The 20,805-nt window shown below is 40.1% G+C and carries 17 protein-coding genes; 8 read left to right on the top strand and 9 right to left on the bottom strand.

The features are described 5' to 3' along the window. Positions 1-59: 59 nt before the first annotated feature. Positions 60-1,220: a lipoprotein N-acyltransferase Lnb domain-containing protein gene (locus tag AC1XUO_RS08455; protein WP_483329333.1), complete on the bottom strand. Its 1,161-nt coding sequence runs from the start codon at positions 1,218-1,220 to the stop codon at positions 60-62. A gap of 340 nt (positions 1,221-1,560) precedes the next feature. Between AC1XUO_RS08455 and AC1XUO_RS08450 the strand changes: the two genes are divergently transcribed. Continuing rightward, positions 1,561-2,034 carry a DUF7678 domain-containing protein gene (locus AC1XUO_RS08450; protein WP_483329332.1) on the top strand — a complete coding sequence of 158 codons (474 nt, stop codon included), beginning with the start codon at positions 1,561-1,563 and terminating at the stop codon, positions 2,032-2,034. 65 nt (positions 2,035-2,099) lie between these two features. Here the strand turns inward: AC1XUO_RS08450 and AC1XUO_RS08445 are convergent, their stop codons facing one another. Both AC1XUO_RS08445 and AC1XUO_RS08440 read right to left on the bottom strand, forming a co-directional pair. Then, positions 2,100-2,876 carry a tryptophan-rich sensory protein gene (locus tag AC1XUO_RS08445; RefSeq protein ID WP_483329331.1) on the bottom strand — a complete coding sequence of 259 codons (777 nt, stop codon included), beginning with the start codon at positions 2,874-2,876 and terminating at the stop codon, positions 2,100-2,102. A gap of 50 nt (positions 2,877-2,926) precedes the next feature. Next, positions 2,927-6,166, bottom strand: a complete 3,240-nt coding sequence (locus AC1XUO_RS08440; protein WP_483329330.1) for a PAS domain-containing protein — start codon at positions 6,164-6,166, stop codon at positions 2,927-2,929. 292 nt (positions 6,167-6,458) lie between these two features. Here AC1XUO_RS08440 and AC1XUO_RS08435 point away from each other — a divergent pair, with 292 nt between their 5' ends. Beyond that, positions 6,459-7,337: a sugar phosphate isomerase/epimerase family protein gene (locus AC1XUO_RS08435; protein WP_483329329.1), complete on the top strand. Its 879-nt coding sequence runs from the start codon at positions 6,459-6,461 to the stop codon at positions 7,335-7,337. Here AC1XUO_RS08435 and AC1XUO_RS08430 read toward each other — a convergent pair. Continuing rightward, complete coding sequence (locus AC1XUO_RS08430; protein WP_483329328.1) at positions 7,334-7,885, bottom strand: AAA family ATPase; 552 nt, start codon at positions 7,883-7,885, stop codon at positions 7,334-7,336. The genes AC1XUO_RS08435 and AC1XUO_RS08430 overlap by 4 nt on opposite strands. 23 nt (positions 7,886-7,908) lie before the next feature. Next, complete coding sequence (locus tag AC1XUO_RS08425) at positions 7,909-8,661, bottom strand: LytR/AlgR family response regulator transcription factor (protein ID WP_483329327.1); 753 nt, start codon at positions 8,659-8,661, stop codon at positions 7,909-7,911. Positions 8,662-9,618: 957 nt separating this feature from the next. On the opposite strand from AC1XUO_RS08425, the gene AC1XUO_RS08420 reads away from it, so the two are divergent. From AC1XUO_RS08420 to AC1XUO_RS08410, 3 genes are all read left to right on the top strand, one after another. Next, the gene (locus AC1XUO_RS08420; RefSeq protein ID WP_483329326.1) at positions 9,619-9,858 is read left to right on the top strand and encodes a hypothetical protein; all 240 of its coding nucleotides are present in this window, start codon (positions 9,619-9,621) and stop codon (positions 9,856-9,858) included. Positions 9,859-10,482: 624 nt separating this feature from the next. Beyond that, positions 10,483-11,298, top strand: coding sequence for a pseudouridylate synthase (locus tag AC1XUO_RS08415; protein WP_483329325.1), 816 nt, complete (start codon positions 10,483-10,485; stop codon positions 11,296-11,298). Between the two features lie 91 nt (positions 11,299-11,389). Next, the gene (locus AC1XUO_RS08410; RefSeq protein ID WP_483329324.1) at positions 11,390-12,487 is read left to right on the top strand and encodes a helix-turn-helix domain-containing protein; all 1,098 of its coding nucleotides are present in this window, start codon (positions 11,390-11,392) and stop codon (positions 12,485-12,487) included. Between the two features lie 194 nt (positions 12,488-12,681). Here the strand turns inward: AC1XUO_RS08410 and hmpA are convergent, their stop codons facing one another. Together hmpA and AC1XUO_RS08400 are read right to left on the bottom strand one after the other, a co-directional pair. Next, positions 12,682-13,896: an NO-inducible flavohemoprotein gene (gene hmpA / locus AC1XUO_RS08405; RefSeq protein ID WP_483329323.1), complete on the bottom strand. Its 1,215-nt coding sequence runs from the start codon at positions 13,894-13,896 to the stop codon at positions 12,682-12,684. A gap of 50 nt (positions 13,897-13,946) precedes the next feature. Beyond that, a complete protein-coding gene (locus AC1XUO_RS08400) occupies positions 13,947-14,243 on the bottom strand; it encodes a cupin domain-containing protein (RefSeq protein WP_483329322.1) in 297 nt (98 codons plus the stop codon). Between the two features lie 261 nt (positions 14,244-14,504). Here AC1XUO_RS08400 and AC1XUO_RS08395 point away from each other — a divergent pair, with 261 nt between their 5' ends. Continuing rightward, positions 14,505-14,888, top strand: a complete 384-nt coding sequence (locus tag AC1XUO_RS08395; RefSeq protein WP_483329321.1) for a group III truncated hemoglobin — start codon at positions 14,505-14,507, stop codon at positions 14,886-14,888. A 69-nt stretch (positions 14,889-14,957) separates the two neighbouring features. Here AC1XUO_RS08395 and AC1XUO_RS08390 read toward each other — a convergent pair whose 3' ends face one another. Beyond that, complete coding sequence (locus tag AC1XUO_RS08390; RefSeq protein ID WP_483329320.1) at positions 14,958-16,679, bottom strand: tetratricopeptide repeat protein; 1,722 nt, start codon at positions 16,677-16,679, stop codon at positions 14,958-14,960. A 333-nt stretch (positions 16,680-17,012) separates the two neighbouring features. Between AC1XUO_RS08390 and AC1XUO_RS08385 the strand changes: the two genes are divergently transcribed. Both AC1XUO_RS08385 and AC1XUO_RS08380 read left to right on the top strand, forming a co-directional pair. Beyond that, positions 17,013-17,240 carry a hypothetical protein gene (locus tag AC1XUO_RS08385; protein WP_483329319.1) on the top strand — a complete coding sequence of 76 codons (228 nt, stop codon included), beginning with the start codon at positions 17,013-17,015 and terminating at the stop codon, positions 17,238-17,240. Positions 17,241-17,591: 351 nt separating this feature from the next. Then, positions 17,592-17,987, top strand: coding sequence for a RidA family protein (locus AC1XUO_RS08380; RefSeq protein ID WP_483329318.1), 396 nt, complete (start codon positions 17,592-17,594; stop codon positions 17,985-17,987). A gap of 55 nt (positions 17,988-18,042) precedes the next feature. Here AC1XUO_RS08380 and ligD read toward each other — a convergent pair whose 3' ends face one another. Next, positions 18,043-20,754: a DNA ligase D gene (ligD, locus tag AC1XUO_RS08375; RefSeq protein WP_483329317.1), complete on the bottom strand. Its 2,712-nt coding sequence runs from the start codon at positions 20,752-20,754 to the stop codon at positions 18,043-18,045. Between the last annotated feature and the right edge of the window lie 51 nt (positions 20,755-20,805).

Raw genomic sequence — 20,805 nt, 5'->3', positions numbered from 1 at the left:
ATTAATAAATTCAAAGGATAATCTTGGCAGCATTCAAATTGTAACTTCCAAGGGAAACACTACAAATTCTTATCTGCCAAACGATATAAGGTTATGGTTCGAATGAAGATGATCAGAAGCAAGGTAATTAGATCAGTATCCATTTGACTGGTCAATAACATCCACAAAGGAAAGGCGATGGCGACAGATAACAATGTGAGGAAAAGATATGTTTTTTGTAAAGGGTAAAATCTTTTGTTGTCAAAAATGATCGGTATGAAGATATGCGTAGGAACAGCCCAGAATATATTCAGATTATTGGCAGCAGCATGATGGTCCGTTGCAAACCATAGAAAGAGCAATAAAACACCAATACTTCCAACAGCAAAAAATAGCAGATAATCGAACCAGCCAGACCGTTTATTTCTGGTAAGATCGTATTTTGAAATAACCGCGGTGAGCACCAGAAATATACCAAAAACAAGCCAGGGTTGAAACAGGCTTTTTGCCGAAGATGTATTCTGTGATTTGTAAATTACAACTTTATCTTTTACAATTCTTGTCCCATTCAGCGTGGCGTGATCAAATCCTGATTCCAGATAATCGGGAAGGTACATATATTCAAACAGCGAAAGTTTCTTATCCAAAGGTGAGCCCAATAGAATATTGATGGCTAATTTTCCCCATCTCTGCTTTCGAAGGCGTTCTCCGGTGAGCATCCGGATTGTGTAACCTGAAGTAGTATAAGTATCATCGAATTTAACTTGACTGCCAAATAATTGAACAAACACATCCCGGACTTTCGTTGCGCAATTGTTGTAAAAATAATCGTAACGGTAAGTTGCATTCTCAGGCCTTGCGTTTTCATCTAGGTAATCAAAAACCATTTGTTTTTGATCAGAAGATAAATTTAATATTTGCTCATGGACATAGCGATTTTGGGATATGTAAAAGGCAAGAAAACTGTCGAACTGATCGACTCCCAGCTTGTAAAAAAGCTCACCAAGCGTGAAGTTTATATAAAACTTTGAGTCAAACTTAAAGACGCCATAATTATAAGCCAGGTCCATCCCGGAGGCAGGATCTCTAATTCTAATCGCGCTGTGTCCAAATGCCGAGTATAACTCATCCTGGTCCGGGCCACATGTTATGATGGATATTTCGGAATCAGGAGAAAGGGAGACCTGACCTAAAACAGGCAACTGGAAAAGCAATAAAAACACTAAAATTCTGAATTTCATGTTTGATATTTTCAGTTGCTATGGCGTCGGCGGCAAGTTTCATCAAGAATAAATATATGATTCCAGGGTGAATCTATAAAAATATTTATTCACCTAAATACCCGACCTGCGTAAATAACATACAAAATCTCGCTTGACCTAATGTTCTTCTCAGTTCCCTAATGCCGCGTTTCTTTGGAACGAAACATATCAAACAGGCAGATGTTAAGTGTTTTAAAGAAGTATTTATAATCGGTATAATTCCAAATTTTTGTGCTAAACCCAAAAACATTCAGATATGGATTGATTCTTTTCAGGGTCTATGTAAGTTTGATATGATTTAATTTAAATCGATATGAGCATGCAAAAGACTTTTCGGAAAACGGTTGCTTTAACTGATGCGCAGATCAGGCGTCTCAAGCTATTGAGCGAGCTGGATGGAAAAGATCCGTTAATTCATGTGAGGGCTGCTATTGATCAATATTTAAAAAAGCAGAACTTTGATTTGCTTTTACCGAACGAGGAAAGTATCTCCGCAGTATTTACTTCTCGTGTAGAAGACAAAACCATTGCCCGGGCCATTTGGGCTTCCGGGGTGGTGGACAGATATGAATTTTCAGCATTGGTATTACATGAGCCTACGAAATTGGGAATAGATCGGGGCCGCATATCAAAATTGTCAATATGGGATCCGATCATTAAGGAAAACTCTAAAAATTTTATTGATTCCTGTATCGTAAACTATGACCGGGGATGGGACATAAGACCCAGCAAAATTGCACAGCCTTACTTTGATGCTGTAAAGTCACTTCTCAACACATCTTTTGCGCTGTAACATTACTTTTATGTTTTGCTGGGACTTATAGCACCAATTATTAAATTCCAGGTTTCAAGTGAGATTTACATAATAAAAGGATTTTTTCTGTTGATAAAGCCATGAACGGCAGTATTTAACAGAATTATTATGGTGGCAGAGAGTGCAGTATAGGCAACTGCCTGGTTAACATCCCAGTTTGCGACTGCAACTGCGGCAAGTCCCCAAGCCCCAACACTGGCAGCTTCCCTCAGATTTCTCGTCCAGATCAAAGCCAGATGAATTAATGCAGCTGCCGAAATCATGATGATCGTCCAGGTGACAGCGGTTATACCAAAACCGTCCCATTTTAGTTTGGTCAGATACGCCGCTATGTTCGCAATGATAGCAACGGTGATCCATCCAAAATAGATCGCAAATGGCCACCATTCCAAAGCCACCATTTTGAACGTGATCAGATCAAGCTCCATCCGTGTACGAAGAACTATCGATGTCAGTGAGCCTAACAAAACGGTCATGATAATCACAGAAAATCCAGTATAATTATAAAGCCAGGCAAGTATCCATAAGCAATTAGCCAGGCAGGAAACTACAAACATCCAGCCGATTTTTGCTACGATAGACGGAGCTTGTCGCGAATTAAAAACACCCTTGCTTTGATAAATAATAAAAGCGATTAGCCCGACATATATCAATCCCCAGATCGAAAACGCGTAGCCTGCTGGCGTAAAATAATTTTGATATTGCGCTGAAACAGATGCCATGGTGTTATTATTAAATATACCTGTATTGGACAGGTAATTCATTATTATAGTAACAATGAGGGCAATAATATTGGCTATTTGAAGGGTTTTGATTTTCATATATTGGTGGTCTTGAATGATGATTCTCTTGTTTTCCAAGTTACGAAAAATTAGGATGGCATCGGCAACAGCACAGAAAATGTGGAGCCTTGCTGTATCTTGCTTTCTACCATTATTGTTCCGCCATGATTAACAGCAACTTTCTCGCAAATAGCCAGTCCAATACCTGTTCCGGAATATTCACTCCTGCCATGTAGACGTTGAAATAACTGAAATATCCGCTCTGCATAAGTCTCGTCAAATCCAATTCCATTATCGCTGATACCAATTTTGACAAATGCTTTCGCTGATCTTGCCGGTGCAAATGTAGCGGGTAGCTCTAAACCGGAGACTACATTCGCCGAAATCCTGATTTTTGGTGCAACATCTTTTTTTCGGAATTTTAACGCATTACTCAACAAGTTTTGAAACAACTGCCCAAGCTGTGATCGGTCTCCCCTGATTTCGGGTAATTCGTCCATATCGATAACGGCTTCGCTTTCCTGAATCAGCAATTCAAGATCAGTTAAAACGGACTTAAAAACTGCGTTAAGATTTACAGGTTCAGTCCGGTCACTTTTGCTTGAAATTCTCGAAAACATCAGCAAATCCTCAATGAGATTTGACATTCTTTTAGCTGCTGTCTGCATGCGCTGCAAGTAATTAACACCATCGCCCAATTCACCAGCATAACGGCTGGTGATAATATTACCAAACGACTGGATCTTTCTGAGTGGTTCCTGTAAATCATGGGATGCAACGTAAGCAAATTGCTGTAAATTTTCGTTCGACTGAATCAGCAGGTTATTTGATTCTGATAATTCTTCGTTAATGGCTACATATTCCTCATTGATCGATGCGAGTTCTTCATTCATCCTTGCAAGTTCTTCCGTGCGTTCCTGTACCTGATGTTCCAGCGCAAGCTTAACCTGACGCTGCACAGTGACGTCCTGGACTGTTCCGGTAATTTTTGAGGGCCTGCCTTCATCAGTTCTGGATACTTTACCCTGAGCATGGACGATGCGTTCGAATCCTCCATGATACAGCGTGTATTCAAGATCAAAAAAACCGTCAGACCCTGGTCTCAGTGCTTTATCAAATTCCTCCTGAACCCGTCCCCGATCACTTGTTGAGACGGGAATATAAAGTCTGTCGTATGTGATATCTTCATCTTCACCAATACCAAACCATTGTCTTAATCGAGGTGAGAAATCAAAAGTATCGTTGATGAAATCGATCTGCCATGTTCCTAAATCTGCAAGTTCGATGGCACCTCGCAGCGCATTTTCCGCTTCCTCAATATTTCTCCGGCTGATAACCTGCTGCGTAATATCAGTTGCTACCACAAGCGCTCCGGAAATTTTTCCTTCTATATCGCGTTGTGGCTGGTAACAGAAATCTACATAAATTTTCTCCATTTTCCCGTCACGCATTACGTCGACCGGTTGTTCCGGTGAAATAAATGGCTCTCCTGTTGAAATAACACCATTTAACAAAATATCAAAACCTTGACCCGCCAGTTCTGGCAATGCTTCCAGCAGCGATTTTCCAACCAGCTCCTCCGTACCTCGTCCAACCATTTCTCCATAAAACGGATTAGCCATTTTAAAGACCAGATTATCCTTGCTGATCATGGCGATGGCCACCGGAGATTGTTCAAATAATTCCAAAAGCTGTATCTGGCTTTGCTCGACCTCCATCTGTGCTACGACCCTTTCGGTGACATCGATAGCAATATCTAGAATGGCGTAAACCCTACCTTCATTATCAAAGATCGGTGTATAGGTAATATTGTAGAAGTTATGAGTCATGACTCCATTCTGAACAATATCGACCTGAGCACCAAAACTTTGGTACATCTTTCCACTAGTAAAAACGTCATCAAGAATCTGTAAGAAAGCCTGATTTTCAAGTTCTGGCATCACTTCACGAAGAGGCTTTCCTGTTATATCGGGCCCTTTTCCCACTATGTCGATAAAGGATTGGTTCGGCATTTCGATGATAAGTTCTCTTCCAACGAAAAGTCCCATGGCAGCCGGAGCTGCATCGATCACAGAACGTAATCTGGCTTCGCTTTCAATCAGTGCTTTTTGCGCTATAACCTCCGCAGTTACATCCAGAGACATATCAATAATAGCGTAAACTTCCCCTTCGTCATCGAAGAGTGGTTTGTAGGTGAAATTGAAATAGTATGTCCGAAGCACACCGTCAACAATAATATCGACAGCAGCATTGGTTGCGCTATACGTTTCGCCAGTGGATAAAATATCGTCAAGTATTTTTAAGAACGGCTGTCCAATAAGTTCGGGGAAAGCGTCGCGAAGTGGTTTGCCAATTACCGATGCGTCTTTTGCCCAATAACCAATCATTGGCTCGTTGGCAAGTTCAACAGTCATATCCCTGCCTGTGAAAACGCTGATGCCAACAGGTACTTCCTCAATAAGCGAACGAAATTTCTGTTCACTTACTTCCAATTTTCTTTGTGTTTGCAGGCGCTTTGTCACATCCACTGCATTGATAATTATTCCTGTGACAATTCCTGATCTATTTAAAAAGGGAGAATATGTGAAATCATAATAATTAGCTGTTTCAATTCCGTTTTCATTCGAAAAAATTGATACGCCATTTTGAACGTGGGGCTCTCCGGTGACAAGGATATCCTTTAAAAGTTGCTTTGAGTATTGGTATAGCTGTTCCGGCTGAACTTCGCCTAATATATTGCCAATACTGGACTCATCTTTATTCCAGATTTCAAACATCTTTTTGTTTGCAAACGCAATGGTCAACTCAGGGCCGGAAACCAAAGCAGCTGCAATCGGCGATTGCTCTGCCAGGAATTTGAATTTATCAACATGCTCCATTTCATCAATTTCCGGATGTGGAGTGTGTAGCAGTCTGTTTTCAGCCCTGTGTTCAGGATCACGCAATGATATGAACGTCCCTGCGATGGATATTGGATTCCCATTAGTACAACGTGAAACCATACCTCGGCAAAGCACCGAATGGTTAAATTCATTATCCACAGGTGTACGCGTTTCTATGGAAAAGATTTGATTGATTTCATCAGCTGATTTTATAGTCTTTTCGAACGTTAGAGCATCTGCCGGACGGAACAGCGTTAGGAAAGTTTCGTAACTGATATAATTATTACCCTGGAATTTTAGAATAGACTTGCTGCTATCTGACAGGTAGGCGGTTCGATTTAACAGATCAATTTCCCAGATACCAATACCCGAAGATTCAAGAATTGATTCCAAATGCTGTTTTTCATTTAAACCATTTGAACCAAATGGCTGGGATGCACCTTCCATAGCTAAAATTTTAAGTTTATATATTTTCAGAATATTGAAATACCGTTCAAAAATGTCTTGATTTGATGTTTGGTCAGTAAATTAGAATTTCATGCCAGTAAACTTTCAAGTCTCAAAGAATGATAATTCTGCAATGATTGTGTAGTAAGAACCCAAAAATGTGTTTTAATCGCACACTACAACTTCGAAGGATCTTTTCAATATTTTATCATGAACTTAGGCAGAACATCGGAGTATATAATGTAATTCTTGTCTTTGTTTCTCGGTAAGGCTTTAACTAATCCATCGAAAAATGCTCTCAGATCGAAAAACTTTTTTGAAAGACCTATCACTATTGGCAGGGGTGAGCTTTTTGTCAGGCACTGCTGTCGCGGAATCTCTGCTTAACGCGAAAGGTGATTTTAAGCTTGGTTTTGTAACCTATCTATGGGGGAAGGATTGGGACTTGCAGACTATAATCAGGAACTGTACAGATACAAATATTCATGGAGTCGAGCTCAGGGTGGAACATGCTCATAAGGTGATGCCTGATCTTCCTGCCACTGAAAGGGCAGAAGTTAAAAGAAAATTTGCCGACAGTCCGGTAAACATTATTGGGCTTGGAACGAATCAACAATATGATTATCCGGACCAGGCGAAGCTGAAATCATCCATAGAAAGAACAAAGGAATTTATACGTTTGAGTGCTGACGTGGGTGGCACAGGCGTTAAGGTCAAGCCAAACGGGTTGCATAAAGAAGTTCCGGTTGAAAAAACGCTTGAACAAATTGGTGCGTCGTTGCAGGAACTTGCCGGTTATGCAGCCGATTTTGGCCAGCAGTTGCGGCTGGAAGTGCATGGTGAGGAAACCCAGGAACTTCCTAATATCAGGAAGATCATGGAGTATGCGGATCACAAAAATGCGAAGATCTGCTGGAACTGTAATCCGCAGGATTTGAATGGAAGAGGGTTTCAATCAAATTTTGATCTTGTCAAACAGTATTTTGGTGATACGATCCACGTTCGCGAGCTGGACAGCACGGATTATCCTTACAAAGAACTTCTGTCTAATTTGGGTAAGATGAATTACACAGGCTGGGTACTTTTAGAATGCCATACAAACCCTGACGATAAGATCAAATCCATGATGGAACAACGCAAAGTTTTTGACCGGATGATTCGGGAGGTTTAGAGCCTGTTTTCAATTTCTTTAATTTTGTCAAGAACCAGATTAATTCGAAACGTCACAGAAGTATCGCCTTCAATCCGTAAAACCGGAATATTCAATCCTTGAATCCAACGGTTATGAAGGGCGAGACTTCTGCTTTTAAAAGTCGGATCATCATATCCGGCCGCCCACTCGAGAAATTCTGCGCATTTGGTTTTATAATTTTCGTTTGTTGTTAAAAGATCTCCGTAACGTTCTTTTTCCCGATTCAAAAGCCGACCTAATCGAATTTCTTTTGGTATCCATAGAAAAACAGCCAGATCAAATAAATTAAAAAACTGCTGCTCCCAACCAAAAACCGGTCCGGACACGAGCACATTTTCGTGCCTGATAAAATCTTGAAGAAACATAGAATTTCGAAGTTCCGGTTCGCGTTTCGAGGTGAATGCGTGCTCGGTTTTCAACCAGTAGTATTCATCAGAATCCAGATGCTGATAACCGATAAGTTGCGACAATTTTCCGGCCAATGTGGTGGCACCCGAACCTGACGCTCCGAATATGATAATTTTCATCACAAAGAAATCAATAGCGAAATCTATTTTACTCCTAGTCTGCTGAACAAATGGTCTTTTTTTGAACGTGCAACACTCAGACTGTCTCCGTTAGACATGATAATAAAAAGTCCGTCACCTTTTTTAAGCTGACGGATATGTGCCAGGTTAACGATACTGGAATGGTGAATTCTTTCAAATATTCTTGGCGGAAGCATGATTTCGGTTTCGCCCAAAGCTTTCGAAATTAAGATTTTTCGTTCATTGGTGAGGTATACGTGGGTATATGCGCCTTCAGCCTTACAATAACAAATCTCAGATGGACTTACAAAAATATAGCCGTGTCGGTCTGGCAAAGCGATCCGCTGATCGTCCTGGTCAAGGTCGCTGTTAGAAATAAAATTTCCGATTCTGTGATTATCGGAAATATTGTTAATAAGCTGCTTTTCCACGCGTTCGATAGCCTCCGCCAGTTCCGAACCTTCAATGGGCTTTATTAAGTAATCAATCGCACTTGCACGCATAGCGCGTAGTACAAATTGATCATAGGTTGTTGTGAAAATTAGTTGAAAATCACGAGGGGCAGACAGTTTGTTTAACATTTCAAATCCATTCAAAACAGGCATCTCAACGTCTAGAAATACGAGGTCCGGATTATGTTTTTTTATTGCATCAATACCTTCTTCTCCTGACTGACAAGTAGTTACAACCCTAACCTGGGGGCAGTATAATTCAATGTTTTTAAGGAGGGTTTGGATACAATGTAATTCATCATCAATAATAATTGTGGAGATCATAAAGTTGGGTTAAATGTCAGATTTACAAAAGGGCACGATGGGTTTTTATGCTCATCAGTTTCTAAGTAAGGCTGATACTAAAATTGTTCCTGAATATCGAGGTGTGTGTGTCGCCAGGTTTTTTTTGGACGAAGTTCCATCAGATCGTTGGTCAGGATTTGTTAACTCTTGACTGGGTTTGAAATAACCTGTCCGATGTTATAACCACTATAATAGGTATCCATAAATGTAATTGATCAGTGACTTCATTCAGGTAAAAATAGCCGATTATACGTTTAAATAGAAATTAGGCCATAATTTTTTCTTTTTGAAACATTGATTCTTCCACCATCTATTGTATTGATTTTACCAACCATTACCGGAGGTGCTCTAACTGAATGCTATAAGCCCACAACTGTATTAAGGAAGTGATTGGATAAAATTCACCTGCTGACACTTACCAAAGATAAGGTGATAAGAATATTTAGCCCTTTTTAGCATTTTACCAGTATTGAATTAGTGAACGAAAACAGTTCATTCGCGGCATTTTTCGGGAGTTGAAATTCTCAGTTGAGAGAAGATTGCTCTGTCCGACTACTTGGAGATTCTGATGTTTAAAACCTGACGAAAATATACAAATACTTAACATTTGGCTGATGCGCCTAATCCAACGGTTAACTCAAACCCTCAAATCAGGGCCTCAGCGTTACCAACAGTATAATATGAAAAGAAATGAAACTAGCACTGTCTATATTTGTAAACATTTAATGCAAAGAACAGAACATCGATTAATCATAGTAATTAACCAAACAGTACTTTATATAACATTAAGTGACCTCCCCTCTACACGTAACCGGCAGTTTAGTTCTGCCGGTTTTTTAAGGTCATTGGGTGCATAAAGTTCTTGTCTCAGCCAGATCGCCATTTGATCCGTAAAATACAAATCAGTAGTACACTCAACATTTAAAACCTAACCCTATGAAGACGAACCTGGAATTAGCTGAGGAGATTAACAGATTGATGAACTTATACATCAACGAAATTGAATCGTCTAATCTGAAACCGCTGACGGCCAACATGTACATTACGCATACGCAAAACTTTATCAGATGGATTGAAGGCAACTTTGTCCCTGGCGAGCGCGCCGGCAAAAAAACGATCAAGGCTGTCGAATTAAATCAGAGTGATTTTGAACCGTCCCAAACTTACACGAGTTGATGATTGCAGGTTTAATGGAGAAAGAGGCACTTTTTGAACAAAAAAAGGCGGTCATGATTGACCGCCCAATAATCTGCAACAAGATGTTGGCGCTTTAAGGCGATCACAATCTTGTGGTCAATGACCAATCTATGCAGGAAAAATCTGCTATTTGCATTGCGTTCATTCTTTTAATTCATGGAAAACAGCAAGTTTAAAACGCTTGTGGCAGAGTTACCTCTACGATCCATTTTTAATGGCTCCAATAAAAGAATGAAAGAGATTACAATACCAAAGTTAAGGCAAAGTTCTGAAAGACGATTCGCTGAACTCAAAATTTTACGTTATTGATTTAGAAAGAATACGGTCTACCACCGCAATATTCTACCTTGGCTTTCCACTTTCGCGATATTTTGTAGCATTTTTTCAACAACATCCCGGATAGCCACTACTATTATTTTATAATAACTGTCAGGATGCGTAACTTTGGAATAAAACAGGTTAAGTGTTTGTATTTCATTTATTTAATTGAAGTTATTCCTACTGAATTCTGTTCATGTTTTAATCTGTTTAACAGGTATCTTAATCTCTTAATTGCGTGAGTTTGAATTCAAAATCTGCTTATTAAGTATTACCAATATTTTCTTGACACAATCTTCCCATTTTAAGGATCAAATTTTCTCGTCATTTGAAGAATCAATGCATGCGTATCCTATTCCGGAACGTTTCACTTTTCCTTTTGACTATGAACCCCACCCGCTGAGTTTGCTTGCTGTTGAAAAATTACAATATTATCTGAAAACTCAGGGAGACTGGAATCATAACTTTGGTCTTTCGGGAACTGATGGTGCAGTGATTGGAAAAATGTTTGGCGTTTTAGTGGTAAAACAGGAGCATGGTGAAATTGGGTATCTGTCTGCTTTTTCTGGCAAAATAGCTGGCCGAAATCATCTGGATGGATTTGTGCCGCCTATTTTTGATGGGGTTGAAGAGGGAGGTTTCCTGAATATTGGAATGTTGGAGCTTTCGAAGATTAACAGTGAAATAAAAAGACTGGAAACCGGTACATCAGGCGAATGCAACGGAGAGATTGCCTCTCTGAAAAGTTATCGTAAATCTCATTCAATAGCTTTGCAGAACCAGATTTTTGATCAATATCATTTTTTGAACCAAAATGGCGAATCGTTGAGCTTGCAACAGATTTTTGAGAATGCGTCATACAAAAATCCGCCGGCGGGTGCGGGAGAGTGTGCTGCTCCAAAATTGCTTCAATATGCATTTCAAAACAAAATGACTCCACTAGCCATGGCAGAGTTCTGGTGGGGGATGTCACCAAAATCTGCCCACTGGCAACACGGAAAGTTTTATCCTGCTTGTCGTGAAAAATGTGAACCCATTCTGACTCACATGCTTTCCGGGATGGAATTAGAAGAAAGGTTGAATATCATTCCCATGGCATAATGAGATTTTTTTCGTAATGTTGTTTATAGTTAGTCTAATTAGAGTCGATTTAGATTCTGTGGTAATAACTCGTACAGCGTTGGAGAGTAAAATGATTACGAATAAAAGCGAGGCGTCCTGGGAAACGGCAGAACCGAAAGAGGAAATTGGTCAGAGCTGGAAGTATCCTGATTTTAATTTGTTGAGGAGGGATGAAATAATCGAAAATAATCTTGAATTCGATAATGACTATATCCAGGGATCGGGACGGGAAATCTTGCTTCGGGGTGTTCATTTTTGGTATGGGAACTTTCAGGTGCATTCGAGGAAACGACTGCTGATCGACACCTCTGGTTCACATATACAGATGAATTTTTGTCTGCAAAATGTAACCACCTATTTTTCTGAATCTTTCGCGCAACCTTTCGTCAGGTTCCGGCCGTATCAGCACAACCTGTTACTTTTGCCGAAACGGAAAATGACCGTTCAGTGGCAGCCTTTTGTGGAAAGTGAAGTTTTTATAATCAATATTTCTCCCGAATTTTTCTTTGATAATCTTCCGGAAACCCATACACTCTACAAACATTTTCAGGAAGGAATCAAGGAAGTTTTGCCGGCATTTTTAAGTCTGAGAAATCTTCCTGTTACCTCGCGCATGATTTCCATATTGTTTGAAATTTTAAATTGCCAGTACAATGGTCATCACAAAAATCTTTTTGTCAAAGCGAAAGTGATTGAGCTGCTCGCGTTGCAATTTGACCAACATGCCCAGTTACCATTACCTGATATTACTTCTGCGTTAAAAGAGGACGATGTCGTCAAAATGCACCTGGCCAAGGAAATTCTTGTTGAAAATCTGGAAGAACCGCTTTCATTAAAGGATTTGGCACACCGGGTAGGTACCAACGAATATAGCTTGAAAAAGTATTTTAAGGAGGTGTTTGGAACAACTGTTTTTGGCTATCTACATGATTTCAGGATGGAAAAGTCTAAGCAGGAACTTATTGCAGACGGTTGTAAAATATCTGATGTTGCCCAAAGAATGGGTTATAAACATGCGACCCATTTCACAGCTGCTTTTAAAAAGTACCACGGTTTCTTACCAAACAAAATGCGCATTGGGTTGTTAAATTTGCTGCATTTTTCAGATTATTTTATCGAGTTGATGACCGAGATCACAAGTGAAAGTATTTTTCTCGAAATGCTTTGATCATGGAGACTAGAGTCATGGTTTTCTCACAACTTCACCAAATTTTATAATCCTGAATTGGATTTAAATGAGGAATATTAAAACAGAATCCGTTGACAGCTAACGGATTCTGTTTTAATGTCAGAACCTATTTGTCAATAGTTAAGATATTAACAGAAGGATGCCGCAAAATAAATCCAGACCGCCGTTTTTGATTAATTAAGGCTCAAAGTTTGAGGTCCGAATTCTTCAAAATGGATATACTCCTTACTTATCCCTTTGGAGACGAGGTGGTTATAATGTTTGGAGATAAATGGTGCCGGACCGCAAATATAGTAGTCTGTGTTTTCGGTTATTATATCATTTCCTATAACATCAAGCTCCACCCAGCCAGGATAGCATGTGTCCTGCGCAGTTGATCTGTCAGCGTTATTGTAAAAAATATGTTTTTGAATCGCATTTTCATCTTCTGCCCAATAGTCAATCAGCTTTTTGAAAGCGTGTACATCTTCGTTACGCGCTCCGTGAATCCAGGTTTTAGTTTTTTTGCTGCCACTTTTGATTAGTTCTTCAAGCATACTAATCAGTGGAGTTTGCCCAACACCGCCGCTTATAAAAACAGCCGGATGATCGTTATCATTTTTCAGCAGAAAAGTCCCGGCAGGAGCAGAAACATCGATCAGGTCGCCCAAATTTATAAAATCATGCAGGCGATTGCTGATCAAACCATCTGGATTCGGGTTGCCGGATATTTCTTTTTTTACTGAAATCCTGTAATACAACCCGTTCGGAGCATTGGAAATACTGTACTGCCGAGGCTGCGACAGATTTAGTTCCGGAAGAAACAACCGAACGCTCAAAAACTGACCAGGCGTAAAATCCGCCACGGCGCCACCGTCCGCCGGATATAAGTGAAAGGAAGTGATTTCCGTCGATTCCTGAACCTTCGCTCTTACTATGAATGGACGCCAGCCTGTCCATCCTCCTTTTTTCTCAACCTGCTTGCGATAAAGCTTTGTCTCATGCCCGGACATAATCTGAGCCAGCTGGGCATATGCTACTCGCCAGGCATCCAGAATTTCTGGCGTCGCAGCGTCTCCTAAAACTTCCGAAATAGAAGCCAGAAGGTGTTCCCCAACAATAATGTAATGTTCAGGGCGGATGCTAAGGCTCACATGTTTTTGCCCGATTCCATCAACAACCGGCATTAATACGCCGGGATTCTCAATGTGCTCGGCATAAGCGAGAACAGCCATTGCCAGGGCCGTCTGCTGTCTGCCATTTTGCTGATTGCCCATATTGAAAACATTTTTCAATTCCGGGTTATGTGCAAACATACGTTTGTAAAAATGCGTCGTAAGTAAAACTCCGTTTTCTTTCAAAATCGGTACCGTAGCTGTAACAAGATCCTTTTGTTCCTGCGTTATCATAAGATTGGGTTGTAACGTTAAATGATGACTTGTAGTAGGACTGGATAAGGCTACCCTTGAACCAGAAAGCAAAGACTGTCTTCGCTGGCTTCAAGTGTGTGGACGATATGAAGCGGGATTTCCAGATCGTCGTATTGATCAAGAACTATTGATTTTCCATCCTCTTTATAAATTACGGAGCCTTCTGTTACCAGCAATCGGGCCGGAACTGTCGTTTTATGTTCCTTCCAGATCATTCCCTTTTTTAATCCGATTACAAGCGTTTTGCAATGCTCGTTTGCCTGAATTATTTTCGCTATCGGCTGCGTCGCTGTTTCCAGTTGCTCAAATACCTTTCTGATTATCATAGCATTTGCTTATTAAAAAAATATTAATACCCTTTTATCTTTTATTAATTTTAAAATGTAGGCGCTCTACATAAAGGATCTGAAATTTTTGATGTCACAAAGGTATAGATAAAGATTAATAATAAAAGATCTTTATGTCTTTTATTTAAAAATAGTCTTTACATTTGCACAAGAGCTTAACAAGGGACGACTGGAGTATGATCATTGGGATTATTTAAGTAAACTTAATTAAAGGCAGAATACACTTACCGACCTACAATCATGGAAACGAAAAAGGAAATTGTATCACTTGAAGAAGTCAAAATGTTGGTTGATACATTTTACGATAAAGTAAGGAAGGATACTAAACTTGCTCCAATTTTTGACGAGAGACTTAACGGAAATTGGGAAGCGCACCTGGAAAAAATGTATAAATTCTGGCAAACAATTTTGCTCAGCGAGTATACTTACACAGGCAATCCGTTCCAGCATCATGAGAGGCTACCGGTGGATCATTCACATTTCGCCGCCTGGATATCATTGTTTACAGAAACCATTGATGAACTTTTTACAGGTGACAAATCCGAAGAAGCAAAATGGAGAGCAGGAAAGATCGCAGAAACATTTGAACATAAAATTGCTCATTATCAAAAGAATATGTGTTAGATCGAACTTATAACGCTGAGCCCAAAGTTTGTTCGAAAAAGTCCAGCGAAATAACTGACCTGCGGTTTCCTAACGGATAAATACAGAACCTTTCGGAATTTTTTCCGCATGAGAAAATGCCAGCTCGTATTTTTTCTTATATTCCATAAGCCTCGTCGTCTTTTTCTGTGCTTCTTCACTTTGGTATAGTCCCAGATACGACCAGCCGTTGCCGGGATTCCGTACCAGATCTTGTTTGTAGACCTTTTCTGCCATTGCAGGTTTACCCATTTTTAAATAAAAGGCACCCAAAAACTGACGGGCAGGAATTGGCCAGTCGTTAGGTTCCGTGTAAATCAGTTCATCCTCAATCTTGATTGCCTCATTCAGGCTGGCTATCGCTTTGACAGTATTTTTTTCTTTGAATTGTATAGATGCTTCAAGTATTTTTCCGGCGATCAAAGCGACAGGCGAAGGAGCGTTAAAGGGAATTCTACGTTTTTCCAGGACCGGATCTTTCGCTTTTTTTTCTAACTGGCCCAAATGTTTTTTAGCGAGACCTATCTTTCCGGTGTTGACATAAGCCATACCTTTTGCAAAATCATCCAGTAAACTTGCATATGTCCAGCTTTGATCCGGAGCGTTATGATCTTGTAATAGTTCTTCCCATTTGCCAAGTCGCACGAGCGTTAGCGAAGGCAGCATATACAAGTACTGATCATAAGTTGTTTCAGCTGTCGGAGTTACACTTTCGCGACAGCGAAGCGCATCCCGCTTCCCCGTTTCGTACATTCCGCCACTTAATGCGCAGTAGGTTTGTACAGCAAAATAATGAGGACTGTGTTTGGCCAGATTCAGATTTTTAGCGAGAGAATCATATAGTCCAAGATTTTGATCAGCGGCATCATTCACTTCAACCCCTTTGGCGAAAAGTCCGTTGCGCTGATACTCATGGCTCGACATATGCACCATGTGCGCCACGCCGGGAAAAAGATCTTTTAGTTTATCAGCATTCGGGAGCGCCTCTTCCGGATGGTGGGATGCCTCGGTAAGGTGAATATGGTAATGTAAAGCCGCCGGATGATTAGGGTTTTTCTCTAATATTTTTTGACATAACTGCACAACCTCTTCAGTCCACGGTTTAGGAGCGCCATCATTATTCCAAAAGTCCCAGGCATGTATCAGCATGATTGCGTCCACGTAAAGCGCTTTGATATCGTCATCGTCAGGAAAACTTAAAGTCAGCTCGCGCATAGAAGCGGCATAAGCAAGGTTCAGGTCCTTTCGTTTTGAATCAGTCAGGTCGGTCGAATACCGATAATTCATTATCTCAATAAGCGATTTTTCCTTGCTTGTAGTCAAACCGATTTTTTCATTCATGCTGCTTAACACCTCCTGGATTTCGGCAGGCATTTTGTAAGTATGCGCCGCATTATAATATGGTCCCATGGCAAGCGCCTGCCCCCAGTAAGTCATCGCCGAGCCCGGATCCAGACGAGAAGATTCTTTAAAAGAAGCCAGAGATTCTTTCATGTGATAACTGTAATATAAATTAAGGCCCTGGTCAAAATAGAATTGGGCACTGTCATTCGCAGTGGAAATTTTGTAAGAATAACTTCCCCAACCAGGCATGACGCCAATAAATTTTCCGTTTTCTGAGGCTGAAATTTGGGTTCCTCCGGGTGTTGCACAAAGGGTGATGGGACTTTGGCTTTGGTCACTAATTGGATTAAGCTTGCCAGGAAACAGGATTAAGAAAACACTTCCAAGAAGAAAAAATGGTGTCAGGAGTATCAGGATCAGGTTTTTCATCTAACGGATATATTGGGGAATGTAATTGCAATTTAGAACATTTACCCTAAATCCAATGATAACTTACTCGCTTTTAATCAATATGGATAATATATTTTATCGTACTTCTAATACTTAAAATGAGTATAAAATGGTTAGTATATATTATTACTATTTAAAAGGTAAATAATTTTATTAGAAATAATACTTTTTAAAAGTTTAGTGACCAATGATGTTGCCTGGAATGAACAGTGTCAAATACCTTTAATATTTCAGGAGCCACCAGCCAATTCTTTCTTCAAGTGAGCAGGTATAGTTTTTTACAAACCCATTGAAAACAAATCTTTATGGAATATGGAAATTACGAACTGGCCATCTGATCAATCCGCTGTTTTGTTTACTGACAAAAACGGAATAACCAGGGAAGGCATTTACAAAAAAGGTTTGAACGCTTTTGTCGAAGCACTTGGTGATGAGGGCCCGGAAGATCCGGGGAATTTGTATTCTGAGGATGATATCCAAACTTGGGAGTATCTGGACCAGAAAAAAAATCCTGACTCCGATTTTATGGTGATCTTATAATGTTAAAAAAAACTGTGAACTAAAAAAGCGGGTATTGCAACCCGCTTTTTTTGGTAAATTCTAACAAGACTAGGATACTGACCTGCATTTCTATTTACAAAATCCAGTCAGATACAATATTCCTGGAAGAGGCTGTTTCATAGCTAATAAAAAGGATATCTAATTGCGGTTACAATTTTGATTATCATGGTAAGCAAAAATCATTTTCGTTTTACTCATAATAGTTGTAATAAATAAATATTGGTTACAAATTAGTTTTATTTTCAGCACTGGCCGGATATTGGCGACGCGTTTTGAAGCTGGTTAGGTATATTTGATCAATTGAAAAATGTTAAAAAAACCAGCATGAATATGGCAACTTCAATAGGCGTGATTGAGACGGATAATGCAGCAACCGTGGGCGGCCATTATGTGCAGGCGACGACGCACAACGGGCTGATATACATTTCAGGCCAGCTTCCGGTAAGACCCGACCGAAGTCATACTTTTACTGAAAGCTTCGACGTCCAAACCAGACAGGCTTTACAGAATCTCACTGAAATTTTAAAAGCCGCAGGTAGTGAGCCTTCGCAATTATTAAAGGTCACTGTTTATCTGGTAGACGTGCAAAACTGGCCTTTATTTAACCAGATATATGCAGAAATGCTCGGAGACGCAAAGCCTGCGCGTTCCATCGTTCCGGTTCCAAATCTGCATTACGGTTATGCCATTGAAATTGATGCCATTGGCGTGATTCCCGAAGCGTGATTAGGAGGTGCTGGGACTGATTTGGCTGTCGCTGTGCTTTGAAAAATATTTAGTTTTATAAGTCTGCTTGTGCCAAAATTTCCATCAAATCGATACCCTTTCCTAAAACCGGTTTGAATAGATCGCCTTCTTTTTCTATCCTTTTCATCGCATTGAAAATGGTAAAATCTTTAAGTTGTAAACCTTTTTTTACTTCTTCCCAATGCAGCGGCATCGAAACGGTCGCGCCCGGTTTTGGTCTTAAGGAATAGGGGGCAGCCAACGTAGCTTTCGGGCGATTTTGCAGATAATCGATATATAACTTGCCCTTCCTGTTTTTGGTCATTCGCTCAATGCTGGTGAATTCGGGCAATCTTTCCTGAGCCTGGGAAGCGATCCATTTTGCAAATAACTGACACTGGTCGTAGCTGTATTTTGCTTCAAGTGGTATATAAATATGAATACCTGTTGAACCGGAGGTTTTGCAATAACCGGTAATGTCCGACTCGTCAAGTATTGTTTTTATTGTTTGTGCGGTCAGGATAACCTGTTCAAAAGTATTAGTCGTATCAGGATCAAGATCAAGAATACACCAATCGGGATTATCGGGAGACCGCGTTTTACTATTCCATGGATTCATCTCTATACAGCCCTGGTTTGCCATGTATAACAAGCTGGCTTCATCTGTGGCGACCATGAAATTTTTGTTCGCTTCTGTTTCAGTACTGTATGGAAATTTTACAATCCAGTCGGGTGACTTGCCTGTGACATCCTTTTGGTAAAAACTTTTACCTTCAAAACCGTTTGGGAATCTGTTGAGTGACACGGGGCGGTTTTCCAGATAGGGTAAGATAAACGGAGCTATCTGGTAATAATAATTGATGAGATCCCGTTTTGTAACATTTTCTTTCGGCCAGAAAACCTTTCCCAGATTCGTAAATTTTAACTCATTTCCATTTATCTTTCTTACCTGCGTTTCCTCTTTCGGGTTTAGCAATGATTTTCGGGATGACTTCCCTGGGCTTCCGACGATTTTCTCATTTTTAATTTCTGATTGTTTTTTATCAACGATCAGGTCAACTTGTTTAGTAGTTTCACGGGTGACGTCTTTCGCATTTTTATCTTCCCGCAGGCTTTCAAATGAAGGATGCCTAAACACGCCGTCAGCGGTGATCTCGGTAAAACTAACTTCACAAACAACCGAAGGTTTGAGCCAGATAGCTTTTGCTTTTGGCGGGTTTGGGCGAAATCTTGATGGTTTATTGTAATCGGGAAGTTCCGTAAAAGGACTGTCTTTTAATATCATAGGTTCGAAAAGAGCAAGCATCTCCCGTTGCTGCTGATCTTTGAACCCAGTTCCAACTTTACCGACGTAAACAAAATCACCCTCGTCATACACACCCAGCAACAGGGAGCTGAAAAGTTTGGAGGAACCCTCATTACGGGTATAACCAGCGATCACCACTTCCTGCCGCTTATTAATTTTGATTTTAAGCCAGTCTTTTGACCGACTACCTGGATAATACGGACTATCCGACCTTTTCGCAATAATCCCCTCCAAACCCAGCTCTTTGGCTGCTTCAAAAAAATCGGATCCTTCGGCAATGACGCTGTATCCACTTTTTATATTTCCTTCGTCTGGCAAAACACTTTGCAAAACGATTTTCCGTTCAGCCAGCGGAAGTTCGGTTAGATCTTTTCCATCCAACCAGAGTATATCAAACACATAAAAGTGTAATTCGCCGTCCGCCTCGCTCCGCCAGTTTTGTAATGAACCAAAATTTGAAATTCCTTTATCATCCACCACGACAATTTCTCCGTCAACAATTGCATTGACATTCCATTCTGAAATTGCCTTAAAAACTGGGTAAAACTTGTCGTTGAACGATTTGCCATTACGCGATTTTAATTCAGTTTGTTTTTGGTTCATAAATGCAAGAGCACGGTATCCATCCCATTTTACCTCATATTCCCAGCCAGGATCATCAAATGTTGAATCAACCAATGTGGCCAGCATAGGTTTGATATCAGTATTGAACTTTTGTTTGGGCGCTTTTTTTAAGATGTCAGTCGCAGATTTTTTTTCTTTTTCTATCTCGTTATTTTCGCCAATCTGCTCTCGAATCTGTTCCCTGGCTTCATTTTTACTGATCGTTTTTTTGTCTTTAACCGTGCTGCCGGGTTTAATTATTTCACGATTATAAAATTTTCCCGGATCTGTTTTCACAGCTTCAAGCGTCCTGTCCGAAATGACGGATTTATCTTTTTCAGTAATATCGTCTTTTGAGCTAAATTCATCTTTGTGTTTTATCAGGAGCCAGGCATTTTCTTCCATGCCTTTGGTCTTGACCAATGCAAATTCTCCTTTAATTTTTTCTCCGTTCAGTTTAAATTTAAGCGAGCCGGACTTTAAATCCTTTAATAAATGTTTTTCCTGGTCATTTTTATTGTCTGCCTTTTCCAGAGGTTCATAAGTACCATGATCCCAAACGATCACAGTTCCGGCTCCGAAATTTCCCGTTGGAATAATTCCTTCGAAGTCTTTATAATCATAAGGATGATCTTCAACCATCATCGCCAACCTTTTTACGAACGGGTCAGTCGAAGGCCCTTTGGGAACAGCCCAACTTTTCAAAACACCATCCATTTCAAGTCTGAAATCATAATGAAGTCTGGAAGCGTGATGTTTTTGAATAACAAATCTTAATTTATCTCCTGCCGGAACTCCCGATTCAGGTTCGGGCGTTTCCTGAAAAGATCTTTTCTTTTTGTATTCTTTTAGGCCCATATCCAAAACTGTTTAAAGTGTCTGCTATAAGCCATAACAAACTTTGTGCCA

Source organism: Dyadobacter sp. HNCC25DJ186, assembly GCF_056895235.1.
This window is presented reverse-complemented; position numbering and strand designations above follow the sequence as displayed.

Bases quoted from the DNA above. Each gene is read 5' to 3' on its own strand.
- AC1XUO_RS08420 (WP_483329326.1), top strand. From the start codon at position 9,619: ATGAAGACGAACCTGGAATTAGCTGAGGAGATTAACAGATTGATGAAC.
- AC1XUO_RS08435 (WP_483329329.1), top strand. From the start codon at position 6,459: ATGCTCTCAGATCGAAAAACTTTTTTGAAAGACCTATCACTATTGGCA.
- AC1XUO_RS08445 (WP_483329331.1), bottom strand. From the start codon at position 2,876: ATGAAAATCAAAACCCTTCAAATAGCCAATATTATTGCCCTCATTGTT.
- AC1XUO_RS08410 (WP_483329324.1), top strand. From the start codon at position 11,390: ATGATTACGAATAAAAGCGAGGCGTCCTGGGAAACGGCAGAACCGAAA.
- AC1XUO_RS08385 (WP_483329319.1), top strand. From the start codon at position 17,013: ATGGAAATTACGAACTGGCCATCTGATCAATCCGCTGTTTTGTTTACT.
- AC1XUO_RS08425 (WP_483329327.1), bottom strand. From the start codon at position 8,661: ATGATCTCCACAATTATTATTGATGATGAATTACATTGTATCCAAACC.
- AC1XUO_RS08455 (WP_483329333.1), bottom strand. From the start codon at position 1,220: ATGAAATTCAGAATTTTAGTGTTTTTATTGCTTTTCCAGTTGCCTGTT.
- hmpA (WP_483329323.1), bottom strand. From the start codon at position 13,896: ATGATAACGCAGGAACAAAAGGATCTTGTTACAGCTACGGTACCGATT.
- AC1XUO_RS08450 (WP_483329332.1), top strand. From the start codon at position 1,561: ATGCAAAAGACTTTTCGGAAAACGGTTGCTTTAACTGATGCGCAGATC.
- AC1XUO_RS08400 (WP_483329322.1), bottom strand. From the start codon at position 14,243: ATGATAATCAGAAAGGTATTTGAGCAACTGGAAACAGCGACGCAGCCG.
- AC1XUO_RS08430 (WP_483329328.1), bottom strand. From the start codon at position 7,885: ATGAAAATTATCATATTCGGAGCGTCAGGTTCGGGTGCCACCACATTG.
- AC1XUO_RS08380 (WP_483329318.1), top strand. From the start codon at position 17,592: ATGGCAACTTCAATAGGCGTGATTGAGACGGATAATGCAGCAACCGTG.
- AC1XUO_RS08395 (WP_483329321.1), top strand. From the start codon at position 14,505: ATGGAAACGAAAAAGGAAATTGTATCACTTGAAGAAGTCAAAATGTTG.
- AC1XUO_RS08440 (WP_483329330.1), bottom strand. From the start codon at position 6,166: ATGGAAGGTGCATCCCAGCCATTTGGTTCAAATGGTTTAAATGAAAAA.
- ligD (WP_483329317.1), bottom strand. From the start codon at position 20,754: ATGGGCCTAAAAGAATACAAAAAGAAAAGATCTTTTCAGGAAACGCCC.
- AC1XUO_RS08390 (WP_483329320.1), bottom strand. From the start codon at position 16,679: ATGAAAAACCTGATCCTGATACTCCTGACACCATTTTTTCTTCTTGGA.